Source organism: Novacetimonas sp. GS1, from assembly GCF_036686925.1.
Taxonomy (GTDB): Bacteria; Pseudomonadota; Alphaproteobacteria; order Acetobacterales; family Acetobacteraceae; genus Novacetimonas; species Novacetimonas hansenii.
The window spans coordinates 2286965-2309944 of the sequence record NZ_VSZP01000001.1 but is presented as its reverse complement, the minus strand read 5'-3'; the positions used below and the strand labels follow the sequence as shown (position 1 = coordinate 2309944).

General features: G+C 53.2%; 19 protein-coding genes. 14 read left to right on the top strand and 5 right to left on the bottom strand.

The features are described 5' to 3' along the window. Window positions 1-61: 61 nt before the first annotated feature. The 11 genes from FYB92_RS10245 to FYB92_RS10195 all read left to right on the top strand — a co-directional run bounded on the left by FYB92_RS10245 (window position 62) and on the right by FYB92_RS10195 (window position 14132). Window positions 62-544 carry a hypothetical protein gene (locus tag FYB92_RS10245; protein WP_040510751.1) on the top strand — a complete coding sequence of 161 codons (483 nt, stop codon included), beginning with the start codon at window positions 62-64 and terminating at the stop codon, window positions 542-544. Window positions 545-623: 79 nt separating this feature from the next. Continuing rightward, complete coding sequence (locus tag FYB92_RS10240; protein ID WP_247067728.1) at window positions 624-1805, top strand: TolC family protein; 1182 nt, start codon at window positions 624-626, stop codon at window positions 1803-1805. Next, the gene (locus FYB92_RS10235; RefSeq protein ID WP_332828591.1) at window positions 1802-2953 is read left to right on the top strand and encodes an efflux RND transporter periplasmic adaptor subunit; all 1152 of its coding nucleotides are present in this window, start codon (window positions 1802-1804) and stop codon (window positions 2951-2953) included. The genes FYB92_RS10240 and FYB92_RS10235 overlap by 4 nt, the downstream gene beginning before the upstream one ends. Next, window positions 2953-6027: a CusA/CzcA family heavy metal efflux RND transporter gene (locus FYB92_RS10230; protein ID WP_332828590.1), complete on the top strand. Its 3075-nt coding sequence runs from the start codon at window positions 2953-2955 to the stop codon at window positions 6025-6027. Before FYB92_RS10235 ends, FYB92_RS10230 begins: the two co-directional genes overlap by 1 nt. Beyond that, the gene (locus FYB92_RS10225; RefSeq protein ID WP_192264010.1) at window positions 6027-6698 is read left to right on the top strand and encodes a response regulator transcription factor; all 672 of its coding nucleotides are present in this window, start codon (window positions 6027-6029) and stop codon (window positions 6696-6698) included. Before FYB92_RS10230 ends, FYB92_RS10225 begins: the two co-directional genes overlap by 1 nt. Next, entirely contained in the window at window positions 6695-8050 is a 1356-nt protein-coding gene (locus FYB92_RS10220) for a HAMP domain-containing sensor histidine kinase (RefSeq protein ID WP_281650042.1), read from the top strand. The genes FYB92_RS10225 and FYB92_RS10220 overlap by 4 nt, the downstream gene beginning before the upstream one ends. 49 nt (window positions 8051-8099) lie before the next feature. Beyond that, window positions 8100-8669: a cytochrome b/b6 domain-containing protein gene (locus tag FYB92_RS10215; RefSeq protein WP_332828589.1), complete on the top strand. Its 570-nt coding sequence runs from the start codon at window positions 8100-8102 to the stop codon at window positions 8667-8669. Continuing rightward, window positions 8659-9366 carry a VIT family protein gene (locus tag FYB92_RS10210; protein WP_332829005.1) on the top strand — a complete coding sequence of 236 codons (708 nt, stop codon included), beginning with the start codon at window positions 8659-8661 and terminating at the stop codon, window positions 9364-9366. Before FYB92_RS10215 ends, FYB92_RS10210 begins: the two co-directional genes overlap by 11 nt. A gap of 1037 nt (window positions 9367-10403) precedes the next feature. After that, entirely contained in the window at window positions 10404-11363 is a 960-nt protein-coding gene (locus tag FYB92_RS10205) for a DUF1852 domain-containing protein (protein ID WP_332828588.1), read from the top strand. 51 nt (window positions 11364-11414) lie between these two features. Next, a complete protein-coding gene (locus tag FYB92_RS10200) occupies window positions 11415-12443 on the top strand; it encodes a methionine synthase (protein WP_075632442.1) in 1029 nt (342 codons plus the stop codon). Window positions 12444-13232: 789 nt separating this feature from the next. After that, on the top strand, window positions 13233-14132 hold the full coding sequence (locus FYB92_RS10195; RefSeq protein ID WP_075632443.1) for a LysR family transcriptional regulator: 900 nt from the start codon (window positions 13233-13235) through the stop codon (window positions 14130-14132). Between the two features lie 86 nt (window positions 14133-14218). On the opposite strand, the gene FYB92_RS10190 is transcribed toward FYB92_RS10195, so the two are convergent. Next, entirely contained in the window at window positions 14219-14920 is a 702-nt protein-coding gene (locus FYB92_RS10190; RefSeq protein ID WP_003619620.1) for a pirin family protein, read from the bottom strand. Between the two features lie 181 nt (window positions 14921-15101). Between FYB92_RS10190 and FYB92_RS10185 the strand changes: the two genes are divergently transcribed. Further along, window positions 15102-16022 carry a LysR family transcriptional regulator gene (locus tag FYB92_RS10185; protein WP_075632444.1) on the top strand — a complete coding sequence of 307 codons (921 nt, stop codon included), beginning with the start codon at window positions 15102-15104 and terminating at the stop codon, window positions 16020-16022. Between the two features lie 418 nt (window positions 16023-16440). Here FYB92_RS10185 and FYB92_RS10180 read toward each other — a convergent pair whose 3' ends face one another. From FYB92_RS10180 to FYB92_RS10170, 3 genes are read right to left on the bottom strand one after another with little or no spacing between them, the layout of a single operon-like run. After that, complete coding sequence (locus FYB92_RS10180; protein WP_003619623.1) at window positions 16441-17007, bottom strand: YceI family protein; 567 nt, start codon at window positions 17005-17007, stop codon at window positions 16441-16443. Beyond that, on the bottom strand, window positions 17004-17624 hold the full coding sequence (locus tag FYB92_RS10175) for a cytochrome b (RefSeq protein WP_003619624.1): 621 nt from the start codon (window positions 17622-17624) through the stop codon (window positions 17004-17006). The genes FYB92_RS10180 and FYB92_RS10175 overlap by 4 nt, the downstream gene beginning before the upstream one ends. 4 nt (window positions 17625-17628) lie before the next feature. Further along, entirely contained in the window at window positions 17629-18246 is a 618-nt protein-coding gene (locus tag FYB92_RS10170) for a YceI family protein (protein ID WP_040511895.1), read from the bottom strand. 284 nt (window positions 18247-18530) lie between these two features. On the opposite strand from FYB92_RS10170, the gene tmpT reads away from it, so the two are divergent. Further along, the gene (tmpT, locus tag FYB92_RS10165) at window positions 18531-19199 is read left to right on the top strand and encodes a thiopurine S-methyltransferase (RefSeq protein WP_040510756.1); all 669 of its coding nucleotides are present in this window, start codon (window positions 18531-18533) and stop codon (window positions 19197-19199) included. Between the two features lie 112 nt (window positions 19200-19311). On the opposite strand, the gene FYB92_RS10160 is transcribed toward tmpT, so the two are convergent. Next, window positions 19312-21384, bottom strand: a complete 2073-nt coding sequence (locus FYB92_RS10160) for a penicillin acylase family protein (RefSeq protein ID WP_332828587.1) — start codon at window positions 21382-21384, stop codon at window positions 19312-19314. Window positions 21385-21621: 237 nt separating this feature from the next. On the opposite strand from FYB92_RS10160, the gene FYB92_RS10155 reads away from it, so the two are divergent. Next, on the top strand, window positions 21622-22854 hold the full coding sequence (locus FYB92_RS10155) for an amidohydrolase family protein (RefSeq protein WP_231105762.1): 1233 nt from the start codon (window positions 21622-21624) through the stop codon (window positions 22852-22854). Window positions 22855-22980: the final 126 nt, after the last annotated feature.

The following is a 22980-nucleotide window of genomic DNA, read 5'->3' as shown; positions in this document are numbered from 1 at the left end:
CAATGGCCACCGGTTCGGTGGTCTGGACAGATCGTATCACGGAAGGCTGGGCATATAAATCATGCAATGGATGGTACGTTACGGGCTGCCGGTCCTGATGATGATCAGCATGTGTGGTTGTGTCGCCCATGCCGAAACGGCGGCGGATACGGACGATATATGCCGCAATGTGGAACAGGGTGTGCGCCTGCATGTTGATGGTGCCTATGGCGGTTATCCACATTCTGTCCTGCGCGATGCGGTGCTGGACAGCGTAACCTGCCCATCAGGTGAAGGGGAATTGCGTGCGTTTCATCGCATTGCCACGCCGCCACCTCACATGAGGATCGCAGTAACGCGCCCCATGGGACAGGGGCAGCAGGGATCGCTGTCTGTCATGCTGTTTTCCCAGGGGCGTTTCGTCATCGGGGAACGGATGTCGCTTTCGGTGTTTTCGCGCAGCCAGTCTCCTTTTTCAGTGAAGGCAGATATCAACCTGGCGACGACACGCCTGTGGAACGACTTTGCCGCACGGATCGAACGTGGTGGGCCTGTTATTCCATGATGGAAGGGAACTGACAGGCCCAATGCGTCCAAAGCTGTTTATAGCCGCGGTTTTTTCCGTCATATGGGCCAATCCCGTGATGGCGATGCCGGGACCTGACACATCATTTCATGAAGCAGTCAGCATGGCCTGGGCCATAGATCCTGTCCGTACGGAATTGCAGGTTGGCCACCATTCCGCCCGTGCCCGCGCCAACGCGGCGGGGTCATGGTTTGCAGGTGGCCCGACCCTCTCGGGTGAGTATATGGATGACCATATGCTGGGCAGTAATGAAGGATACACAACCTATCAGGGTGGTGTGTCTGTGCCGCTATGGTTGCCCGGCCAGGGAAGTGCCACGCAAAAGGTCGCAAACGCGGAAGCTGCATCTCTGGACGAACAGCTCAATGTTGAACATATGGCGTTGTCCATTCGCGTGCTTGATGCTGGTGCTGCGGTTCTGATGGCGCGTGCCCGGGTGGATGTCGCCCATACATTGTACGATGCGACGGCCCGCATGGCTGGCAGCGCCACACGTGCAGTACATGGCGGCGAACTGGCCTCTGTCGATGGGCAGATGGCACAGGCTGCTATGGAAAATGCCCGTAATGAACTGGCACTGGCGCAGGAGGAGGCCGCGAATGCAGCCGCTTCTCTGGAGGTGTTGCTCGGCCATCCGGCGGTGCCGGATCTGGGTCGTTATGGGGGGGACGATGTTGCGCATGCTCGTTTCATCGCACCACGTGACATGGAAGATAACGATCCCCGTATCAAGGTGGCACACCGTAATGTGGAGGCCGCAGAGGCCAACATGAAGCTGGCGCGTCGCTCGTTCATGCCCAACCCTGAAATCGGCGTCGATGCGATCCATGAAAAGCAGTACGGCAGCCCGTGGGATGACCGTGTGGGACTGAATTTCAGTATCCCCCTGCCCAGTGAGGTCCGTAATACCCCCATCATGTCCGAAGCCCGCAACCGGCTGGCCACGGCCAGCAGTCAGGAAATACAGGCGCGACGTATGATACATCTGGAGATGACGCGGGTGCGTGAACGCCTGATTGCCGCCACCACGGCACGGCGGGCAACGCAGCTTGCCGCAGAAAACATGGAAAAGCGTGCGGCAGCGCAGGAACGGGCCTGGCGCGTGGGGGAAAGCGGCCTGGACATCGCACTTCAGGCCCGCCAGGCCGCCGCCAATACCCGACTGGTCAGTCAGAGGGCAGAGGTAGAGTGGCATGTCGCCACCATCCGTATGTTGATTGCAACTGGTGTGATGCCATGAAGCATCTGCCGACTGCCCTGCTGTTTGTGGGCCTGTCCTGCATGTCGGCGCACGCTGAACAGGTGGCGTTGCCACCGGTTGTGAAACTGGATGCCGCAGCCGTGCCCAATGAAGGCATCAGCGTCGTCCTGGCCGTGTCCGGCACGATTGCCGCCACGCAACCCGTCATAAGCCGGGTCATGCCCGACACGGCACGGGTTGTGCATATTCACCCCGCCGGAACAGGCAAGGTGCTGACCATTCTTGTGCAACCGGGAAGCGTTGTGCATCACGGGCAGGCGCTGCTGCGTTATCAGGATCACTCCTTGCATGTCGCGCGCCTGCAGGCGGTTCAGATGCGCGCGGCACTTGCGGCTGCGATTGCGGCCCGTGCCGATGCGGCAGGCGCTGTGCAGCGCGCAAGGGCGCTGGTGGGTGAAAGCGTATCCATGGCCGAACTGCGCCGCAGGCAGGATACGCTGGCGCAGGCGGATGCAACCCTGCGTGCCCGTCAGGCGGATGTTGGCACACTGGGCCATCGTTTTGCGGAGGAGTTCAATTCTTCTTCTGAGCAGGGCGGCCAGAGCGGGGAGGACGAGACCTCGACCCTGATTTCCCCAGTTGATGGTATGGTACAGGCGATTGGTACATCCGTGGCGGGCGATGTGGACCCCACTATTGATGTGGCCACGGTCGCGGATCTGTCCATTGTGTGGCTTGTCTCCGACATCCCCCCTGACCAGGCCGTCAGGGTCGCACCCGGGGGGCAGCAGGTAACACAGGTGGCAGGTCGTCCTCTGCTCTCCCATATTGATACGGTCGATGGTATGGCCAGCCCGTTGACGGGGCTGGTCCGGGTTATCAGCAATGTACCCAATCCTACAGGCGTGCTGGTTCCCGGTATGGTGCTGGATGCCACGTTGGCACAGCATGACGCTGTGACGGGCATTATCGTTCCATCAGAGGCGGTTCAGCGGATTAACGGGCAAAACGTCGTGTTCGTGCGCATGGACCAGACCGATTACCGACCTGCCGTGGTCGATGTCGCGCTGGATGACGGAACGCAGGCCGTGCTGCGGTCCGGCCTGAAGGCGGGGGAGACTGTCGTGGGGCATGGCAGTTTCGCCCTGCGGTCGGTCATCGGTCTTGCCGGGATGGATGCGGACTGATGGCGCGCAGATACCTTGAGGCCCTGTTACAGGCACGTATGCTGGTTCTGGGGGGGGTGGGCCTGGTGCTGGCGGCAGGCATCATGGCGGTGTCAGGCCTGCCGGTGGAGGCCGTGCCCGACATTTCGCCAAAGCAGGTGCTTGTCTCGGTCGTGGCGCCCGGCCTTGCGACGGAGGAAGTGGAAAAACTCATCACCTTCCCCGTGGAGGCCAGCATGACCGGGATTCCCGGCATGACCGACCTGCGCTCAGTCTCCCGCGGGGGGGTATCGGTGGTGTATGTGCAGTTCGCCGATGAAACCGATATCAATCTTGACCGCACCCGTGTGAACGAGCGCATACAGCAGGCGCGTGCGAACATATCCGTACCAGGCATTAGCGTCAGCATGGGACCGCTGGCGACCGGCATGGGTGAGATCATGCAGTTCCAGATCCGTGGTCCGGGGCGTTCGCTTATGGAACTCAACCGCATCATGAACTGGACCGTGGTGCCGCAGATGCGTCTTGTTCCCGGTGTGGTGGATGTCAATGTCAATGGTGGGGCGGAAGAAACCTATCAGGTGACATTGGACCCTGCGCGGTTGATTGGCGGCAACCTGTCGCTGGGCGAGGTTTATCGCGCGGTGGATGCCGCCAATGCGGCGTCCGGTGGTGGGTGGATCACGCATCATGCCGAACAGCAGAGCGTGGTCGGACGTGGGCTGGTCGGCAGTCTTGCGGATTTCGGCAACATCGCCGTGCGGACCAACGCCGATGGTTCCGTCGTGCGGTTACGTGATCTCGGACGCATCACCACGGCCCCCCGTACCCGGCTGGGTGCTGTCACACGCGATGGGCAGGGGGAGATTGTGATCGGTGTGGTGATGATGGAAAGCGGGGCCAGTTCCAATGCCACCCTGGCCGCGATAGGGCGCGCCCTGCCGGGTATCAGGCAGGCGTTGCCCGCAGGTGTGACGCTGGACCCCTATTACACGCGCGCCACCCTTACGGGACAGACCATCGCCACTGTTCGCGACAATCTGCTGATGGGGGCGGTACTGGTGGTGGGGGTGCTGGTGGTGGTGATCGGCAGTTGGCAGGCGGCACTGGTCATTGCCTCGGTCATTCCAGTGGCGCTTGTCTGCGCTATGGCTGGCATGCGGCAGTTTGGCATCTCGGCCAACCTGCTCAGTCTTGGCGCCATTGATTTTGGCATGATCGTCGATGGCTCACTTGTTGTGATCGAACATGTCCTGTCGCGGCGCGAGGAGGAGCCGGAGGCGCAATTCGTCCCATTGGTGGTTTCGTCCGTGCAGCAGGTCATGCGCCCGGTCGGGTTCGCCATACTTGTCATCATCATGGTCTACTTGCCCATCCTGACATTGCAGGGGATTGAGGGACATATGTTCCGTCCCATGGCACAGACGGTCATCATGGCGCTGCTTGCATCGTTGGCGTACTGCTTCGTCTGTATCCCCGTGCTGGCCACCCTTGCGCTGGGGGGCGTGCGGCCTGTGGGCGATACACGGCTGATTGCGTGGCTCCGCCGGCCCTATACCCATATGGTGACATGGGGGGAGACGCATCCACGTATCCTGTTTGGCGGCACGATTGCGGTCCTGGTTATGTCAGCATTGCTGGCCACACGATTGGGGGGGGAGTTCATACCCCAGCTTGACGAAGGTGCGCTGGCGGTTACGACGACGCGGCTTCCCTCGGCTTCGCTCGATACCGTGTTGGTGTCGGTCACGAAGCAGGAGCAGATCCTGCGTCGGTTTCCCGAAGTTCGCTCCGTGGTCAGCAATACTGGCACATCGGCCATCCCGACCGATCCTATGGGCGTGAACGAAACCGATAGCTTCATCTTTCTCAACCCGCCTGCCACCTGGAAAACCGCCCGCACGCAGGCGGGGCTTGTGGCGGCGATGGACGATGCCCTGCGGCGTGAACTGCCCGATGCGCTCTATTCATGGAGCCAGCCGGTCCAGATGCGTATGGATGATCTGCTGTCAGGCGTGCGTACCCAGATTGCTGTGTCGATCTTTGGCGATGATCTTGCCACGCTGGCTGATCTGGGTGATCGGGTGGTGGCCGCCATGTCGGGTGTAAAGGGGGCGGCGGACGTGGCGGCGGCGGGTGATGGCACCGTGCCGCTGATCGTGGCTGATATCGACCGTACACAGGCTGCCAGCCGTAATGTGGCGGTACAGGACATCCTGGATACGGTGGAGGCGATCGGGGGACACATTGGCGCAAGGCCGGTGATCGTCGATAACGCCATCATCAGCACACAGGTCCGCCTTGATCCCCATGCCGCCCGGTCTGCATCGGCGATTGGCGCGCTGCAGGTCCGGCGGATGGACGGGCAGGGGAATGTGCTGCTCTCCCAGGTGGCGCATGTGCATGAAGTCGATGGACCGCCGCGCATAAGTCGCGACCGGGTGCGCCGGCGGATGGTGGTGCAGGCCAACGTGCGTGGGCGGGATCTTGCCTCCTACGTGGCTGAAGCACAGGCCCGCGTGGCACGGGATGTGAAGCTGCCCGCAGGCTATACGATGCAGTGGGATGGGCAGTTCCGTAACCTGCAATCGGCGGTACTGCGGTTGGAAATCGTGTTGCCGATTGCACTATGCCTGATTTTTGCACTGCTGGTGGTGGCCTTCGGTGCAGTACGGCCCGCATTGCTGGTGTTTGTAAACCTGCCGGTGGCGGCAACCGGCGGTATTGTGGCACTGACATTGCGCGGCCTGCCGTTCAGCATTTCGGCCGGGATTGGTTTTATTGCGCTGTTTGGTGTGGCCATCCTTAACGGTGTGGTGCTGGTCAGTGAGATCGCGGCCCTGCGGGGGCAGGGGATGGCTGTGGCACAGGCGGCGTTCGCGGCTGCGGAATCCCGTTTCCGTCCCGTCATGGCGACGGCGCTGGTGGCAAGCCTTGGCTTTTTTCCCATGGCGTTTTCCGAAAGCGCAGGGGCTGAGGTCGAGCGTCCATTGGCCAGTGTGGTTATTGGTGGGCTGGTGACATCTACGGTGCTTACGCTTCTGGTGTTGCCATCGCTCTATGCACGGGTCATGCGGGAAAAGGTTCAGGGTTGATGCGTATTCTTATCGTCGAAGATGAACATGATCTTGGGGCGGCGGTGCAGGAGCGCGTGCGGCTTGATGGGCATGCGGTGGACTGGTTCATGACATTGGAGGACGCACGCGCGGCGATTGCGACCGTAGATTATGATTTCATGCTGCTTGACCTTGGCCTGCCGGATGGAAACGGGCGTGACCTGCTGCGTGACATCCGCAGGACGTCATCCGATATCGCCATCCTGATCACCACTGCGGAAGACCAGATCAGTGACCGCATTGCCGGCCTGTCCGAAGGTGCAGATGATTATATCGTCAAACCCTATGACCTTAATGAACTTGTGGCCCGCATTGTGGCCGTGGCGCGGCGTTATGCCGCCCCGCGTCAACGGGGGCATTGCCGTATTGGCGAGATTGCAATTGATCGGGAAAGCCGTTCTGTATCGCGCGATGGGCGGGTGCTGGATCTGACCGCACGTGAGTGGGCGATCATGGAACTGCTATCGCGCAATCCCGGCCGGATCTATTCACGCCAACAGATTGATACGGTCCTGTATGCACTGGATCAGGACGTGGAGAGCAACACGGTCGAAGTGTTCATAAGCCGCCTTCGTCGCAAAGTGGGCAATACGACCATTCGTACGATACGTGGTCGGGGGTACTGCCTGGGTGAAAAGGGCAACCAATGAAACGTTGGAGCCTGTCGACACGAATCGTCAGCGGCGTACTGCTGGTCGTCATATTGGGTCTGCTGTTGCTGAGTGCTGCTGTAGGCGGGTTCACCCGCTATGAGGTGACTGAACGGCTGGACAACTCGCTTCAGGAGGTTGCCGAACGTCTTCAGGCGGCTGTGGCCACTCGGTCGCATGATTTGAGTAATGGTTCTTCCATCGCCTGGCTGCCGGAAGTTGGCCCGCGTACGTTGGCCTATCAGGTGATGGATGGATCCGGTCACGTCGTACTGCGTTCGCAAAATGCGCCGCAGGACCCCTTTGTCAGAGGGGGGCAAACCGGCTTTGCCAATGTGCCGCATTTCCGCGTTTACATGGCAGCTCCCATTACTGGGCAATATCGTGTCATCGTGGGGGAGCCAATGTTTCATCGGCGGGAAGCCATGCGGCGGGCGATGCTGATTTCCATTGTCCCGATGGTGGTTTTCCTGCCCGTTATCTGGTGGCTGGTACGCCTGATCGTGCGTCGCGCCATGCGCCCGCTGGACCGGTTGCATGACGAAATGCGTGCACGCGGCAGTGGCAATCTGCAACCTATTCCACCGCTTGATCTGCCGATCGAACTGATTTCCATACAAAGTGCGGTTAATACATTGCTGGCACGGCTGGAAACGGCCCTGTCTACCGAACGGGCTTTTGCCGCAAGTGCCGCGCATGAACTGCGCAATCCGCTTGCCGCCCTTCTGGCACAGGTGCAGATGATGGGACGGGTCCTGCCCGCTGGGTCTGAAGCAGGTAAAAGGGTGGATATCATTGTTGACCGTACCCGCCATCTGGGACGGACAGTAGAAAAATTACTCCAGTTTTCGCGTGCTTCTGCCGGTGTTGCTTTTCGGCGTGACCGTTTTGACCTGTTGTCGGTGCTGCATGTACTGGTGGACGATCTGGAACATAACCTGTCCGATGGCCGGAGGCTTGTCCTGACGACAAATGGCATTGGCCATGTGTTCGTTCGCGGGGATATGGACGCAACAGGCATCCTGATACGCAACCTGCTTGAAAACGCATTACTGCATGGCAATCCCGCTGCACCCGTGGTGGTCGTGGTTGGCCCTGATGGTAGTATTGATATCGCCAATGACTGTACCGCCCTTGCGCCGGATACCCTGGCACGACTGACCAGCCCATTCGTGCGGGGCAGTACCGTGGCCCATGGCAGCGGGCTTGGCCTGGCCATTGCCAGCAATATCGCCGGGCAGATGGATGCCAGCCTGCTGTTGTCCTCGCCCCTTGCCGGTTCAGCACGGGGGCTTCGGGTTTCCTTACGTTTTCCCAATGCAGAGGTCATGACCATTCCTGATGATATGTGAAGGGATCGCGTTCAGGTTCGCGTCATGTTTGCAAGATAAGGTTGTCGGGATGAACCAGAAAACCCCATTTGCTGTCGTGCGGTATGATAAACCGACCATCCTGTTTCATTGGGTCTGTGCTTTTATTATCATATTGCAGTTCGTGGGTGCCAATATATGGGGTCTTTTCCGTAATCCGCTGCATCATCATCTGGTCGTACTCCACTTGACAGCAGGCATGGTGCTGAGTGTCCTGTTTCCTATACGTATGATCTGGCGCATGGGGTGGGGGCGCCATATCCGCGCGGCTGACCGCTGGTTGGACTGTGTAATGGCGCGTGGCGTGGAATACAGTCTGTACGGGCTGGTGATACTGGAAATTGCCCTGGGGTATTTGTGGCGATGGGGAAACGGACAGCCCATGAGCTTCCTGATCCTGCAGATAAGGCCACCATTCGAAAAATTTTCAGCTTCAACGATTTATCTGCTGCACCGTCTGCATCAGTGCAATGGTTGGCTGATCACGGCGTTGGCGATGGGGCACGCACTGGCTGCGTGTTTTCATTACTTCATTCTTCGGGACCATGTCCTTCAAAGAATGCTGATGACAGAGGATAGAGCAGATGAATATGGAAAATAATACTGCGCGTCGTCCCCAGGAAATCCACGCGACATCGCGGCTGGGCTGGTTGCGGGCTGCTGTTCTGGGGGCAAATGATGGTATCTTGTCAACATCAAGCCTGATTATTGGCGTTGCCAGTGCGCATGCAACACAGGCCAGCATTCTGTTGGCAGGAATTTCCAGTCTGGTTGCAGGGGCCATGTCAATGGCCGCAGGGGAATATGTCTCTGTCAGTTCGCAGGCAGATTCAGAGAAAGCCGACCTTGCACGTGAAAAAAACGAACTTGGTACCAGTTGGGATGCCGAGGTTGGTGAATTGGCCAGTATATATAGACAACGCGGCTTGGACGACCTTCTGGCGCGCAAGGTTGCTCTTCAACTGATGAAACATGATGCGTTGGGTGCCCATGCCCGCGATGAACTTGGAATTTCCGAGGCAACGGCAGCGCGTCCGGTACAGGCGGCTTTCGCATCGGCTGGTGCATTCTCATCTGGTGCCATATTGCCTGTGTTGGCAGCCCTGCTGTCACCGGCTGCAGTAGTATCATGGACAGTTTCTGCCGTATCGCTGACGGGCTTGGCTGTGTTGGGATTTGTGGGAGCCCGCGCAGGTGGCGCCGAACCCTGGCGTCCGGCAATGCGGGTTATTTTTTGGGGTATCATCGCCATGGCAGTGACGGCTGGTATCGGTCAGATATTTAGGGTTCAGGGATAGATATTATAAAAAATATATTAAATTAATATATGATATGTAAAATCATGTTTGTTTCGATATTTATATTCAGCTCAATTACCTGCGTGGTGTGTATTTTATTCGTTGTTCGAGTTTATTTTTTGAATAAAAAACGTTGATATTTCGATGAATTTCCATTGGAAGGCAGTGTTTAATGCTGCCACAGTACACACATCAGTGCAGCATAATTTCTGATAACAAAATATTCATTCATGATACTTTGGCCAAGATTGATATAGCACGAATGTATGGTCGTGGCCTGTGCAGTCAGTCGTTAGCTGAGAGGCTGCCTGCAGGTTTAACTCTGTGGTGGTTATCTTTGTTGCCAGACCGACGACATAGGGAAGATAGGTCTTTCGGCGTCAGAAGGTTAACCTGTTAACTGTCCTTCGAAAAATTTGGAGTTGGGGGTTGCTGGGTATTATGATTTTTAGAGAATTTTTGAAAAGTTATCCTTAATAACCTCCTGGAATTATAAAAATTTTGGCGAATATTTTTCTAAAAATATTCAGAATATTCCGCCTTTTTGAAAAAAGTCGACATCTAAAAACTTTTCTTTTTTCATAAATACTTTGTTTTTAAACAGTCTTTTATGATGTTTAAAGGTGTTCCAAGATTGATATGGATCGCTTCATACTGACAGATGCCCAATGAGCGAAAATAAAACTGCTGTGCTTTGGCAAGACGATGGATCGTGGCCGTAGCGAGAAGATTGACAGATTTTTTGCTGCCATGGGCCACCTCGTGGGGAATCTTATCAGTCTACGATAATTTTCAAAAAGCTTTTTAAATACCCCTTAAAAACTGAATTTTCTCTAGTTGAAAGGCGGTTTCCACGACAATTCATGAATAATATTTATGTTTTCATGAAATAAAATCATTTTTATTTATGGTATAATTAAGGCATATAGCATGAACCAATCTTAATCGCATTTATAGTGAAGGTTACCATCATGCAGAATTAGGAATTTTTAATATAGTATAAAAATATTATTTTTCTCTAAAGTGGGAGTGTAATAATGAAAAATAATTATAAGTTCAGTATTGATAGAATTTGTTTTGATGAAAACTATCAACCATCCGATAGAACGCGCCTTACGACCAATTTCGCAAACCTGGCGAGAGGGGAGTGCCGTCAGGAAAACCTGCGTAATGTTCTGTTGATGATAAATAATCGTTTCAATGATCTGGCACATTGGGATAACCTAGATAGGGATCGCTATTCAGTTGAACTTGAAATAGTCTCTGTCAGTATGGATATAAATTCTTCTAATAAGAAAATTAGTTTCCCGTTGATTGAAGTTCTAAATACAACAATCATCGATAAAAAGGAAAGCAAGCGGATAGACGGTCTGGTAGGGAATAGTTTTTCTTCGTATGTGCGAGATTATGATTTCAGTGTTTTTCTGCCAAAATATAATAAAGATAAAGCAGAGTTTAGTGTCCCAAATAATTACGGAGATTTACACGGGAATATTTTTAAAAGTTTTATTAATTCAGATTTATATAAGGAAAATTTTAAAAAACTTCCTGTCATATGCCTTAGTGTCTCAACTAATAGAACGTATCATAGAACAGGAAATCATCATCCTATCCTAGGTTTTGAATATCAGCAGCATGAATTTTCTCTGACTGATCAATATTTCGGAAAAATGGGTATGGAGGTTCGATATTTTATGCCACGTAACAGTATGGCCCCGTTGGCATTCTATTTTTGTGGGGATTTGCTGTCTGATTACTCTGGGCTTGAGCTGATTGCTACTATCAGTACGATGGAGTCCTTTCAGAAGGTTTATCGTCCTGAAATTTACAATGCCAATTCTGCAGCATCCGATTGCTATCAGCCAAGTTTGAAGAACCAGGATTATTCTATCACCAGAATTATTTATGACCGTGAGGAGCGCAGCCAATTGGCAACGGCACAGGGGATATATACTGAAGAGCATTTCATAAAACCGTACCAAAATCTTCTTGCATAAGGCTCTATCAGTGACATTTCCGGATCAATCAGAAATACAAGGTTATTCTTTATGAAAATACTTCTCCCCACTTCAACGGCTGGTAGCCTGCCTAAGCCATCCTGGCTTGCCAAGCCCAAGACACTTTGGTCACCCTGGCAATTACAGGGAAACCAACTGATCGAAGGGAAGCAGGATGCGCTGCGTCTGGCGCTGGATGATCAGGATCGAGCAGGGATTGATATCGTCAGTGATGGTGAACAGACTCGTCAGCATTTTGTCACGACGTTTATTGAACATCTTAGTGGTGTAGATTTTGAAAATCGTCAGACGGTAAAAATTCGCAATCGTTACGAAGCAAGTGTACCGTCTGTTGTAGGTGCCGTGACACGCGAAAAGCCTGTTTTTGTCGAGGATGTGAGGTTTTTGCGTACCTTGACGCACAAACCCATTAAGTGGGCATTACCTGGGCCTATGACCATGATTGATACGCTTTATGATGTGCATTACAAAAGTCGTGAGAAGCTGGCGTGGGAATTTGCTAAAATCCTGAATCAGGAAGCCAAAGAGTTGGTGGCGGCAGGGGTGGACATCATCCAGTTTGATGAACCTGCGTTTAATGTATTTTTTAATGAAGTGAATGATTGGGGTATTGCCACATTAGAAAGAGCGATTGAAGGACTTGAGTGTGACACTGCGGTCCATATCTGCTATGGCTATGGCATAAAGGCGAATATTGACTGGAAAAATGCTCTGGGGAAAGAATGGCGCCAATATGAGGAGATCTTTCCGAAATTGCAAAAATCCAGTATCGACCTGATTTCTCTGGAATGTCAGAATTCCCGCGTTCCAATGGATCTGATTGAACTTGTTCGTGGGAAAAAGGTGATGGTCGGTGCCATTGATGTGGCATCAAATATCATTGAAACACCTGAAAAAGTTGCTGATCTTCTGCGACAGGCACTTCAATTTGTCGATGTGGACAAACTTTATCCCTGCACGAATTGTGGTATGGCCCCTTTGTCGCGCGACGTGGCACGAAGCAAGCTCAATGCTTTGGGGGCCGGCGTAGAAATCGTCCGTAGAGAACTTTCTGCCTGATAGGCAGGTGGATTGGTATTCCGGTGAGGATGCGCAGCGATGCGGATATATGTTCTATCTCGTTTTACGAGAAAGTTTTTATATATGAATGATATTAGAATGTTCGGAAGTGTGAGTGGTAGATAAAGTGTTTTCGATCTATCTATTATTGTTTCATAGTCATTGTGATGATGCGAAATATTCTTGGTAAAGATATACAAGCATCGTGCACATGAATGTCTGGGCAGCACTTTGTGTGGCTTTATGGAGCCAAGGAAGCATGTGACACGGATATGCACACTGATGGGCGTATTCCCCGCTGCTACTCATGATAGGGTTTATCAGGCTCGATCAGCGGGAATGGCCAATCGCTGCATATAATGGCATATGTATCCTTGCGTGTTGTACTGATGTTGACCAGATGGATGACAATGACATGCGCATAGACATAACACTGTAGGACAAGAGAGTAGCCCGCAGATCATCGTGCGCCAGATACCACATGCATAGCTTATCTATTTAAAAGAGGATGCAGGAAATCCGTATGTCTGAATTGCATGATAGTGAATTTTCTCTTTTGCTAGGAAGTTAGCTTTTGCGTGTGCGTATCATAAAAAAAGCGACATATGATGCGCAGCCCATCCGCCTTAGGCAGTTGGTTGATTTCGTGTTCAGAGCTCTGGTAGGAGGAGGATGCATTAATAAAAATCATGCAGAGATGTTCAGACCGCGTGATAGAAGTTTATATAAATGAATTAAAATGATATATTCTGATGATTATATGAATTATGTGCATTTATGGAGTGAAGCATGGGTGTTCTGGAGCGCCATCATCTGACCATCATTCAGGAGGTCGCACGGGAGGGCTCGTTAACGGCAGCCGGAATGCGTCTGAATTTGACCCAACCGGCGCTCAGTCATGCTATTCGCAAGATCGAAAACCAGCTTGATGTAAAAATCTGGCGACGGGAAGGGCGGTCTCTTGTACTCACTCAGGCAGGTGAATGGCTGCTGTCATTGGCAAACCGCCTGCTCCCACAATTTGAACTGGCGGAAAAACGTCTTGAACAGTTCAGTAATGGAGAACGCGGTACGCTTCGTATCGGTATGGAATGCCATCCCTGCTATCAATGGCTTCTGAAGGTTGTATCACCTTATCTGGAAAGATGGCCCAGAGTGGATGTGGATGTACGTCAAAAGTTCCAGTTTGGAGGAATTGGCGCGTTATTCAGCAATGAAATTGATATTCTGGTTACGCCTGACCCTCTTTATAAACCTGGCTTGAAATTTACGCCGGTTTTTGATTATGAACTTGTGCTGGCTGTTGGTCCTGACCATCCTTTACGGAATACAAAGTTTATAGCGCCGGAGCAGCTTGCGGATGAAACATTGATTACTTATCCCGTGCCATCCGAACGGCTTGATATCTACACGCAATTTCTACAACCTGCGGGTATTGCCCCACGTCAACAAAAGCAGATTGAAACGACAGACATCATGCTTGTCATGGTGGCCCATGGACGGGGTGTTGCTGCACTTCCGCGCTGGCTTGTAAAAGAATATACTACACGCTTTAAACTTTATCCTGTAAGGCTTGGTAAAAAGGGTATTGCGAAACATATATTCCTGGGTCATCGGGAAACCGATGAGGAAATTCATTATCTGCGGAACTTTATTGAGTTCGCGGCCTCGCCTCATTCAAAAAGTTAGGATGCTTTCGTAAAGGCCATCACAATAATATTTTGGTCATATAATATCGGAGGAGATATTATCTCCTCCTTCGCTATTTCCAGAATTTATGGCGCCGTATCAACAAGGATAACTTCAGCGTCTGCAAGTGCGCTAACCTTGACAATATCAGTGCCTGAGATTGCAGCGCCATCGCGCTCTCCAATGGTTTTGCCCTCAATCTTCACACAGCCTTTAGCGACAACGAGGTATCCAAGCCTTTCAATACCAAGATGGTATTCGATGGTCTCGTTTTTTGTCAGCGTTGCGCCCAGTACGCGCGCCTCGGTATGAATGGGAAGGGCATCACCGTCGTTCTGGTAACCTGATGCCAGAGTGATGAATTTCCCTGCCCGGTCGTCTTTTGGAAAGGAGCGTGTGCCCCAGGATGGTGCATGACCGGCACGGTTCGGGAGAATCCAGATCTGGAAAAGGCGGGTGGCCACATCTTCCAGATTATGTTCACTGTGCCTGATCCCTGTACCTGCGGACATGACCTGGACATCGCCTGCTACAGTACGACCCTTGTTACCAAGGCTATCCTGATGTGTAATCGCTCCTTCGCGCACATAGGTGATGATTTCCATGTTCTCATGCGGGTGCATGCCAAAGCCTGTGCCGGGTGCTATGATATCATCATTCCAGACCCGCAGTGCGCCCCAGTTCATGCGCGTGGGATCATAATAATTGGCAAAAGAAAAATGATGCCTTGCATCCAGCCACCCATGGCTGGCGTGGCCGAGTTTGTCGTAAGGACGAACTTCAATCATGATCTGTTTTCCCCGGATCAATCGAGTGAGTTATCTAGGGCAGATTATCTATGGGCAGGCAGGCGGTATATGGCAATCAAAGAAAGGCATCGTTTCTATTTTTGATGCCCAAAAGGGCGACAGGCATAATGAAAATAAGATATAGAAATTATTGACATTAATCATTTCCAGAGATTTTATTATGCGCCTTCCTGATTTTGAAGCATGGGCCATTTTTGCAAAAGTGGCTGAGTTTGGCTCGTTTGCCAGGGCTGCAGAGGAGGTGCAGCTCTCAAAACCCACTATTTCCAAAGCTATAGGACGTCTGGAACAGGCGCTTGGGGTTGCACTTTTCAACCGCAATTCGCGTCATATTTCCCTTACGGAAATGGGACGGATGTTGCTGGGACACGCTAATCGTATCTTGGCTGAAGCAGAGGCGGCGGAAACAGAAGCCAGGGGAGGCACACAACGTCCATCGGGCCGTATCAGGATTGCAGCGCCCATGACATTTGGCATTGGGCATCTTTCACCTGTTTTGCCTGCGTTTCTTGCGAAATATCCGGACATTGATATTACAGTCGATTTCAGTGACGCACTTGTCGACCTTGTCGCCGAGGGATACGACGTTGCACTGCGTATTGCCTCTCTTGCAGATTCTTCATTGCGGGCCCGTAAGCTGTGCGAAGTTCGACTTTTGCTGGTTGCAAGTCCCGAGTATCTGGAGCGGGTGGGGCGTCCTGATCATCCTCGTGATCTGGAGACACATAAAAGTTTTGTCTATACCAATACATCCGCACCTGGAAAGGTTCGGCTTCGGCAGGTCAATAATGGGAATGAATTTGTCCTGACACAAACCCCCCGTTTCCGTGCGGATAATGCAGAGGCTTTCCTACCTGCTCTTGCGGCTGGATTGGGCTTTGGTCTGTTCCCTGAATTCATGGTGGGCGAGGGGCTGGCTTCCAACAGGTTTGAGCGGATATTGCCAGATTGGGAAGCACCCGCCATTGCACTGTATCTTGTCACACCGTCCAGTTCGTTAAGACCGGTGCGAGTGACAGCCCTGCTTGACTATCTGGTGGAATGTTTTGGACAGACCGGATGGTTGGGATATGCAAAATAGCCCTTTCTTCTCGATGATTACCTCATCGAGATCGGTGCAGATGTAGAATGTTAAAAGTACTGGGCACCTGTCTGCATTGAGTTTATCCAGATCATGGCCATAAATACATGGAGCGTTTTCTTGCATCGCAGGGCGATTCTGCGGAAGCGTTTGATTTTACTGGAGGAATATTCGACCTGATGGCGCTTTCTTATAGGGCTCCAACTCATCGGGGCATGGTGGCGCGGCTGGGCCTGATCTGGCAAGGTTCGGACAGAAGCAGATGTAGAGGACTGATACCAACTGGAATGCCCTCAATATAACCCTGGCAACAGGAGGGAATGCGCGCTGCCGGTGTCCTGCGACACGGTATGTGGGACAGGGATATCATGAATCTATTGCTGCTGTATGGCGGCAATCAGCGCAAGTGAGTGTGCATTCAGCCACTATGCGCTGTAACATTGATATTCACATCTACTTCAAGTGCAACCCACTGGCCTGTACTCCACGGGCCAATGCCGACATTGAATGCCGAGCGGACAAGCTGGAGATGGCCTTTGGCATGCGCGTCGGAGCCTGAGATGTCGATGGTAAGAGGAAGGGTCACGGGTTTACTCACTCCCTTGATCGTCAATGTACCTTCGGCGTCATAAACGTTGCCACCTTTGGCTTTGAAGTCCTTCACTTCGAAAATAGCCATTGGGAACGCCTTGACGTCAAACCAGTCGTGACCGGGTAGGGCGCCATCACGTTGGCTGTCACTGGTTGTGATACTTGCCATATCGATGATGATCTTTGCATGGCCTGCTTCCGGGAAGGCTGGATCAAACGAGATCGTGCCGTTATATTTCTCGAAATGACCTTCAAATGTCTTGCCGGTCTGCGTACCGGAGAACCCCAGTGTGCCGCTCCCTGATACGAGCGTCCAATCTGCAGCAAAGGTTGGCGTTGAGAAAAAGAGGCCAACAGCAGCGGAAACGGGTAGAAAGATATGAGGAGCCTTCATGGGTTTTCTCTCTTCTTGCGTGTTATGGAGAGCATGTAAAAGGGCGGCAGCATCTGGCGAAGAACATGATCATGCAGTACGAACTGATGCCTGAAAGAGGCTGCGACATGCAGTAAGATCAGCGCAAGTAACCCCCATGAAGCCCAGTGGTGAAGTAATTTCAAGATTGCTTCGACAGGTGCCTTGTCAGGTAGGGTTGAAAAGATTGGAAGATCCGGCCATGGCACTGTTCCAAACAGCACTGTAGGAATGCCCAGAACCGAAACCGATACCATTGCCCAGCCACTCAGGGGGAGGAGAACCTGCAGACTGTAGAGGGCAAGATGTGCCAGATGCGCGGCTGTCTTTTCCCCCTGTGGCATCTCGTTCGGCAGGTGGGGCGCCCTGTGGCTCAGTCTCCACCCGATACGAAGCAGGATCAGGAACATCATGCTGATGCCAATGGATTTATGTAACTGATAGAGCTGGAACACACGTATCGGATCAAGGTGGAGGTGGTCCATGACCAGACCCATTGCGATCAACGTCAGTATTCCCAGCGCGATCAGCCAGTGAAGGATAATCGCCACTGTGGAATACCGTGTGGTCCCGCTCGCTGTGCGTGCGGGCATCGACATGATGTCAGCCCTGCTTTTCAAAAGCACCGTTAATGCGTAACTGCACCTCATCCGACACATAGGGCACGTACATCTTCACGCCGAAGTCGCTGCGTTTGAGGGTGCCGGTGGCTTCAAACCCAGTGGTATATTTCTTGTCCAGCGCATTTATACCTGCACCGATGAAATGCACTTTGAGGGTTTCGGGCTTCGTGACGCCATGCAGCGTCAGGTTGCCGGTGACGAGTGCATCATTCCGGCCAGTGACATGGATGGATGTGGATTCAAATGTGGCATTGGGAAACTTCGCGGCATCGAACCACTGCGTTCCCTTGAGTTCATCATTCAGCTTGCTGCTGGTTGTCTGTACGGAATCGACAGGAATGGTAACAGATAGTTTGGACGTGGTCGGGTTTTTGGGATCCAGTATCAGTGTGCCCGAGACATTGGAGAATATACCAAGATAGTTTGTAAACCCGAAATGTAGCACGGAAAAACCAACCTGTGTATGGCCGGGTTCGACATCATAGGTGCCGGACTGTGCCTGTGCGGCGCTGGTTACAACCTGCGCAGAGGCCGTATTGCCAGTCACCAGGGCGAAAGCGAGAGCGGTGGCGGGGAGTGAAAGAAAGCTGTAGTTCATATGATATAACTCCGCTTCATCATAAAATTGTCTGAAAAACAGCTCCTTCATGCGCTCATAAGCATGCTGTGTGCTGTTTTGCTGACCCCTTCATTAACGCCGGAATTTTGTAGAAGGAATAACAACGATGGAAATATATAGTTTCCATATTTTCCCTATGAAGCGTGGGACGAACCGGTACGTGCCTGCCCCTGTTTGCCTTTGCGATGCCCGCGACCTGCGCTGCATGCGGCCGTTATTCTTCGTCTTGTGCCTGTTTTGGCCGGGCCGTATATACTGCGCATATGGAAGAAAAATCAGTAAATGATGCCTTCTGGCATGCGAAATGGCAACGTAACGAAATCGGTTTTCATGAACCGCAACCTAATATGTTGCTTATCGGTTATTTTTCGCAATTGCACCTCCCGACAGGGGCACGCATTTTCGTACCCCTGTGTGGAAAGAGCCTTGATATCCATTGGTTACTGGCAAGGGGATACCACGTCAGCGGTATTGAACTGAGCCACATTGCAGTCCAGCAGTTGTTTGCTGAACTTGGCCTTTCTCCCTGCATCACGCCAATGGGTGTTTTAAAGCGTTACGAAGCGGGACATCTATGTATTTTTGTTGGCGATTTCTTTGACCTGACGCCCCAGTTTCTTGGTCATGTGGATGGGGTTTATGACCGTGCGGCACTTATCGCCCTTCCTGCCCATCTGAGGCAGCGTTACGCCAAACACCTGGTGGCCATCACGAACTCAGCCCCCGAATTACTTATTTGCCTGCATTATGAGCAGTCATGTAGGGCCGGACCGCCGTTCAGTGTCGATGAAGCTGAGGTCCGGCAGCATTATGAGGGGCAGTTTTTGTTGACCCGTTTGAAAAATCATGATGTTCCCGGTGGCTTGAAAGGCATCTGTCCGGCAACGGAAACGGTCTGGAAACTTATCCCCCGTAACAGGTGTGGCCTATAGCCTGCTGCCCTGCTGCGCCAATCGAACGGCCTGAACAGATCATTCCGATAATATACGGAAACCATGAAATTTCTGTCAGGCCGCTCCTCAAGAGATTATTTTTAGACCGTTGCTATTCCCCCGGCGTGTAGCGTCGCTCGACATGACCTTGCAGCTCTTCTGGGTAGAAGTAGACTTTGCGCAGATTGCCTTCGCTATACCGTGTGGCCTGGTCAATGAAATGGCGTGAGGTCGGATCACTGCTTTCCCCACCTGTGGAGACTGCCCACGCGCGGACTTTCTGGTCGAATTCCACTACGGCGACAAAACTGTTCCCACTTGTGCCGTAATAGCGTTTTGTGCCGGGATAGCGTTTTGCCCCAAACGAGGCGAGGGATCCCCATATGGCGGACGTGAACGGCACAGGCAGACTGGGCTTGGCATCGCTGAAGTTCTGGGTCAGATCGCTGTTTATCCTCTGAAAACGGTTGAGCGTGCCCCACGGAACCTGCCAGCATCCAAAATCGTGAACCAACCGGTTTACCGCCGAATCCAATCGTTCCAGCCTTTCCCCGTCGCTGATGCGCGTGGTCAGGTATTCATAAAGTGATCCGCCCTCTGCCTTGGCCAACGGGCGTACCCGTTCCAACAACCCATCCCCCCATAATACGGCCAGAGAAGTGGCCGTGGACTGCGCCGACCAGCGATCATCCCATTTGCGCAGCAAGGCCACTGGTTCGGCTAGCCGTGATTTCTGTGGTGCATTGGTGGGCAGGTGTTCCCACGCGGAAACAAGTTGTGGCACCAATATCGCAAATTCGGGAAGCCATGAATCATAGGCCGCAGTCATTAACGACTGAGCCGTGAAATCATGTCCTTCACTCAGCAACCGTGTGGCATGGATGCCTCGTGGATTTTCGCCCACCATGTCCATATAACGTGGGAAAGAGGCCCGTCGGGGGCTATCGGGACCAGATGCAGACCAGGGCCAGTCATTGGTGTTCATGACCCAGCCACTGGATGGATTGACGACCTGCGGAAGTTCCGAAAGCGCATGTAACCCGTGCCAGTCAGTCGCCGGGTCGCTGCCATCAACGGGGCGTCGGTAATCAAATCGGTCGTTGCGACGTGGCACGAATTGCGGGTGTAAATAAGCGATCTCCCCCTTGCTGTCGGCAAAGATGGTGTTGTTTGATGAATTTGCCTGCAGCGCAGATACTTTCATGAAATGCGTGTAATCTTCTGCTTTGGTGCGCAGGAAGGACTGCTCCAGTGCTGGAACTGGTTTCCACATCAGGGCGGTGCTGACCCATTTATTTCCGTCTGTCCGGACAATGGGGCCATGATGTGTGGCGTTAACATTGAATTCGCGCACCGCCAGTGCGCCTGACGGCATGCGGATCCGCAATGTGATCTTGCGGGTTTCGACAGGTATCGTCTTGTCGCCATAACGGTAACAGGTTTGATCGCCGCAACGGGTGATTGTTTCCGCGAATTCATCAACCACGTCCACGCCACTCGATGTGTGCATCCATCCGGCGTGAGGGTTGAAGCCCTGATAAATAAAGAATTGCCCCCAAGTGACCGCGCCATACGCATTCAGCCCCTTGTCGCTGGTCATTTGCAGTTCGGAGCGGAAGAAGAAACTGGTATGTGGGTTGATAAGCAGTAGCGCGTGACCCGCTGCCGTATGGGCGGGGGCGATCGCAATCCCGTTGGAGCCTTTCGGTTCTTGCGGTTTTATGCCGCGCTCTTCCTCGCTTGGCGTGACAGGACGTTTTTCGTAAAATTCCTGAAGCCGAGAGAGTGAGATACGCTCCACATCGCCGCCGATGCTGCCTTCGGTAAAGCTGAGCGCCATCCATGGCTCGAAATGGGTAATGACACGTGGCTTTACCTGCGGATGCGTCCGGAGATACCAGTTGAGCCCATCAGCCCATGCATCCATCAGACGTTTCAGCCACCGGGGGGAGGAGGCATAATCCGCCTGCAGGCGAACCGGATCAACAAACATCCTTATCCGCAGATCCTGCCAGAGTGCGCTTTCGCCCTCTGCCTCTGCCAGGCGACCGAGTGAGACGAGGTAATTGGTTTCGACCCGGTTAAAGTCGTCTTCTGCCTGTGCATAGCTGGCGCCGAACACGGCATCGGCATCTGTATGTCCACGTACATGGGCAATCCCCCAATCATCGCGGATGATTGTCACCCGCGTGGCTTCCTGTCGCAGGCGGCCGTACTCCTCGGGGGATGCGGCGCGCGTGCATGGGGTGGGCCCCATGAACAGGGCACCAAGAAAGAGAATACGAAAGGTTGCAACACGGGGACGCACGGTTATCATCGGCAAAAATCTATCCACAGGCGCAACGATATGCAAGATCGACTGACCGTCCTCATGGGAAAGGCCGTAATGCGTTTTACAAAATATTTTCCAATCATTGGGCTGATGGTGACGCTTCTTGCGGTTCCGGCATTGGCCGATGACCTGCTGATCCGTCCTGCGCGGGTCTTTGACGGGGTTGATCCGCATCCCCACGAAGGTTGGTCTGTGCTGGTTCATGACACACGTATCACCGCCGTCGGCCCTGCGCTGTCCGCGCCTGCTGGCGCACATGTGATCGATCTGCCGGGTATGACGTTGCTGCCCGGCCTGATCGAAGGACATTCACACCTGTTCCTCCATCCCTATAACGAAACGAAATGGGACGATCAGGTTCTGCATGAATCCCTTGCGCTGCGGACTGCACGCGCAACTGTTGCGGCAAGGGCGACCCTGATGGCAGGGTTTACCACGGTGCGTGATCTGGGGACCGAAGGGGCTGGTTATGCAGATGTGGGCCTTAAGCAGGCCATAGAGCAGGGGATTATTCCCGGTCCGCGCATGCTGGTTGCGACACGTGCGCTGGTGGCGACAGGCTCTTATGGACCAAAGGGGTTTGAACCCGGCGTCCCAATTCCGCAGGGCGCGCAGGAAGCTGATGGCCCCGACCTGGTGCGCGCGGCGCGTGAACAGATTGCTGCTGGCGCGGATGTGGTCAAATTATATGCCGATTACCATTGGGGACCGGGTGAACCCAGTCGGCCAACCTTCCTGATGGAAGAAATGCGCGCAGCGGTGGAGGCTGCTCATTCGGCAGGACGGATTGTTGCCGCCCACGCGCATTCAGCCGAAGGCATGCGCCGCGCCGTTCTGGCAGGCGTTGATACTGTCGAACATGGATCAGAAGGGACGCCAGACGTCTTTCGTTTGATGCATGATCACGGTACGGCGCTGTGTCCCACCTTGTCTGCCATGGAAAGCATTGCCCGTTATCGTGGCTGGAACGGCGAGGAACCTGCCCCCAAAGCCGTTCAGACCAGTCGCGCAAGTTTTGCCGCTGCGCGAAAGGCAGGTGTTATTCTGTGTGTCGGTGGTGATGTTGGTGTTTTTCCCCATGGGACCAATGCGCGGGAGCTGGAGGCCATGGTTGCCGCCGGGATGCCTGCCTCTGCTGTTCTGCAGGCTGCGACGTCTGGCAATGCGCGGATATTCCATATTGACGATCAGCTTGGCGCAATACGGCCTGGCCTACTGGCCGATCTGGTCGCTGTTATGGGGGATCCGACTCACGATATCAAAACACTGTATGCCGTGCGCTTTGTTGCCAAAGGTGGCAGCGTTATCCGCAATGGCGAGTGAGGAAAAACAGGCGATTGGGGTTTGTTGGGAGTAATTGTGCATTGATAACTCCCATAACAGAATGATAATTCTGTATTGTCGCACTGATGTTATTCCATGAAGTATTCCGTGAGATAATTATCCATA

What these genes read in the sequence shown, in the direction of transcription:
- FYB92_RS10245 (WP_040510751.1), top strand. Translation starts at nt 62, where the DNA reads ATGCAATGGATGGTACGTTACGGGCTGCCGGTCCTGATGATGATCAGC.
- FYB92_RS10215 (WP_332828589.1), top strand. Translation starts at nt 8,100, where the DNA reads ATGAACCAGAAAACCCCATTTGCTGTCGTGCGGTATGATAAACCGACC.
- FYB92_RS10220 (WP_281650042.1), top strand. Translation starts at nt 6,695, where the DNA reads ATGAAACGTTGGAGCCTGTCGACACGAATCGTCAGCGGCGTACTGCTG.
- FYB92_RS10210 (WP_332829005.1), top strand. Translation starts at nt 8,659, where the DNA reads ATGGAAAATAATACTGCGCGTCGTCCCCAGGAAATCCACGCGACATCG.
- FYB92_RS10155 (WP_231105762.1), top strand. Translation starts at nt 21,622, where the DNA reads ATGGTGACGCTTCTTGCGGTTCCGGCATTGGCCGATGACCTGCTGATC.
- FYB92_RS10175 (WP_003619624.1), bottom strand. Translation starts at nt 17,624, where the DNA reads ATGTCGATGCCCGCACGCACAGCGAGCGGGACCACACGGTATTCCACA.
- FYB92_RS10185 (WP_075632444.1), top strand. Translation starts at nt 15,102, where the DNA reads ATGCGCCTTCCTGATTTTGAAGCATGGGCCATTTTTGCAAAAGTGGCT.
- FYB92_RS10200 (WP_075632442.1), top strand. Translation starts at nt 11,415, where the DNA reads ATGAAAATACTTCTCCCCACTTCAACGGCTGGTAGCCTGCCTAAGCCA.
- FYB92_RS10235 (WP_332828591.1), top strand. Translation starts at nt 1,802, where the DNA reads ATGAAGCATCTGCCGACTGCCCTGCTGTTTGTGGGCCTGTCCTGCATG.
- FYB92_RS10170 (WP_040511895.1), bottom strand. Translation starts at nt 18,246, where the DNA reads ATGAACTACAGCTTTCTTTCACTCCCCGCCACCGCTCTCGCTTTCGCC.
- FYB92_RS10225 (WP_192264010.1), top strand. Translation starts at nt 6,027, where the DNA reads ATGCGTATTCTTATCGTCGAAGATGAACATGATCTTGGGGCGGCGGTG.
- FYB92_RS10205 (WP_332828588.1), top strand. Translation starts at nt 10,404, where the DNA reads ATGAAAAATAATTATAAGTTCAGTATTGATAGAATTTGTTTTGATGAA.
- FYB92_RS10180 (WP_003619623.1), bottom strand. Translation starts at nt 17,007, where the DNA reads ATGAAGGCTCCTCATATCTTTCTACCCGTTTCCGCTGCTGTTGGCCTC.
- FYB92_RS10190 (WP_003619620.1), bottom strand. Translation starts at nt 14,920, where the DNA reads ATGATTGAAGTTCGTCCTTACGACAAACTCGGCCACGCCAGCCATGGG.
- FYB92_RS10240 (WP_247067728.1), top strand. Translation starts at nt 624, where the DNA reads ATGGCGATGCCGGGACCTGACACATCATTTCATGAAGCAGTCAGCATG.
- FYB92_RS10230 (WP_332828590.1), top strand. Translation starts at nt 2,953, where the DNA reads ATGGCGCGCAGATACCTTGAGGCCCTGTTACAGGCACGTATGCTGGTT.
- FYB92_RS10195 (WP_075632443.1), top strand. Translation starts at nt 13,233, where the DNA reads ATGGGTGTTCTGGAGCGCCATCATCTGACCATCATTCAGGAGGTCGCA.
- tmpT (WP_040510756.1), top strand. Translation starts at nt 18,531, where the DNA reads ATGGAAGAAAAATCAGTAAATGATGCCTTCTGGCATGCGAAATGGCAA.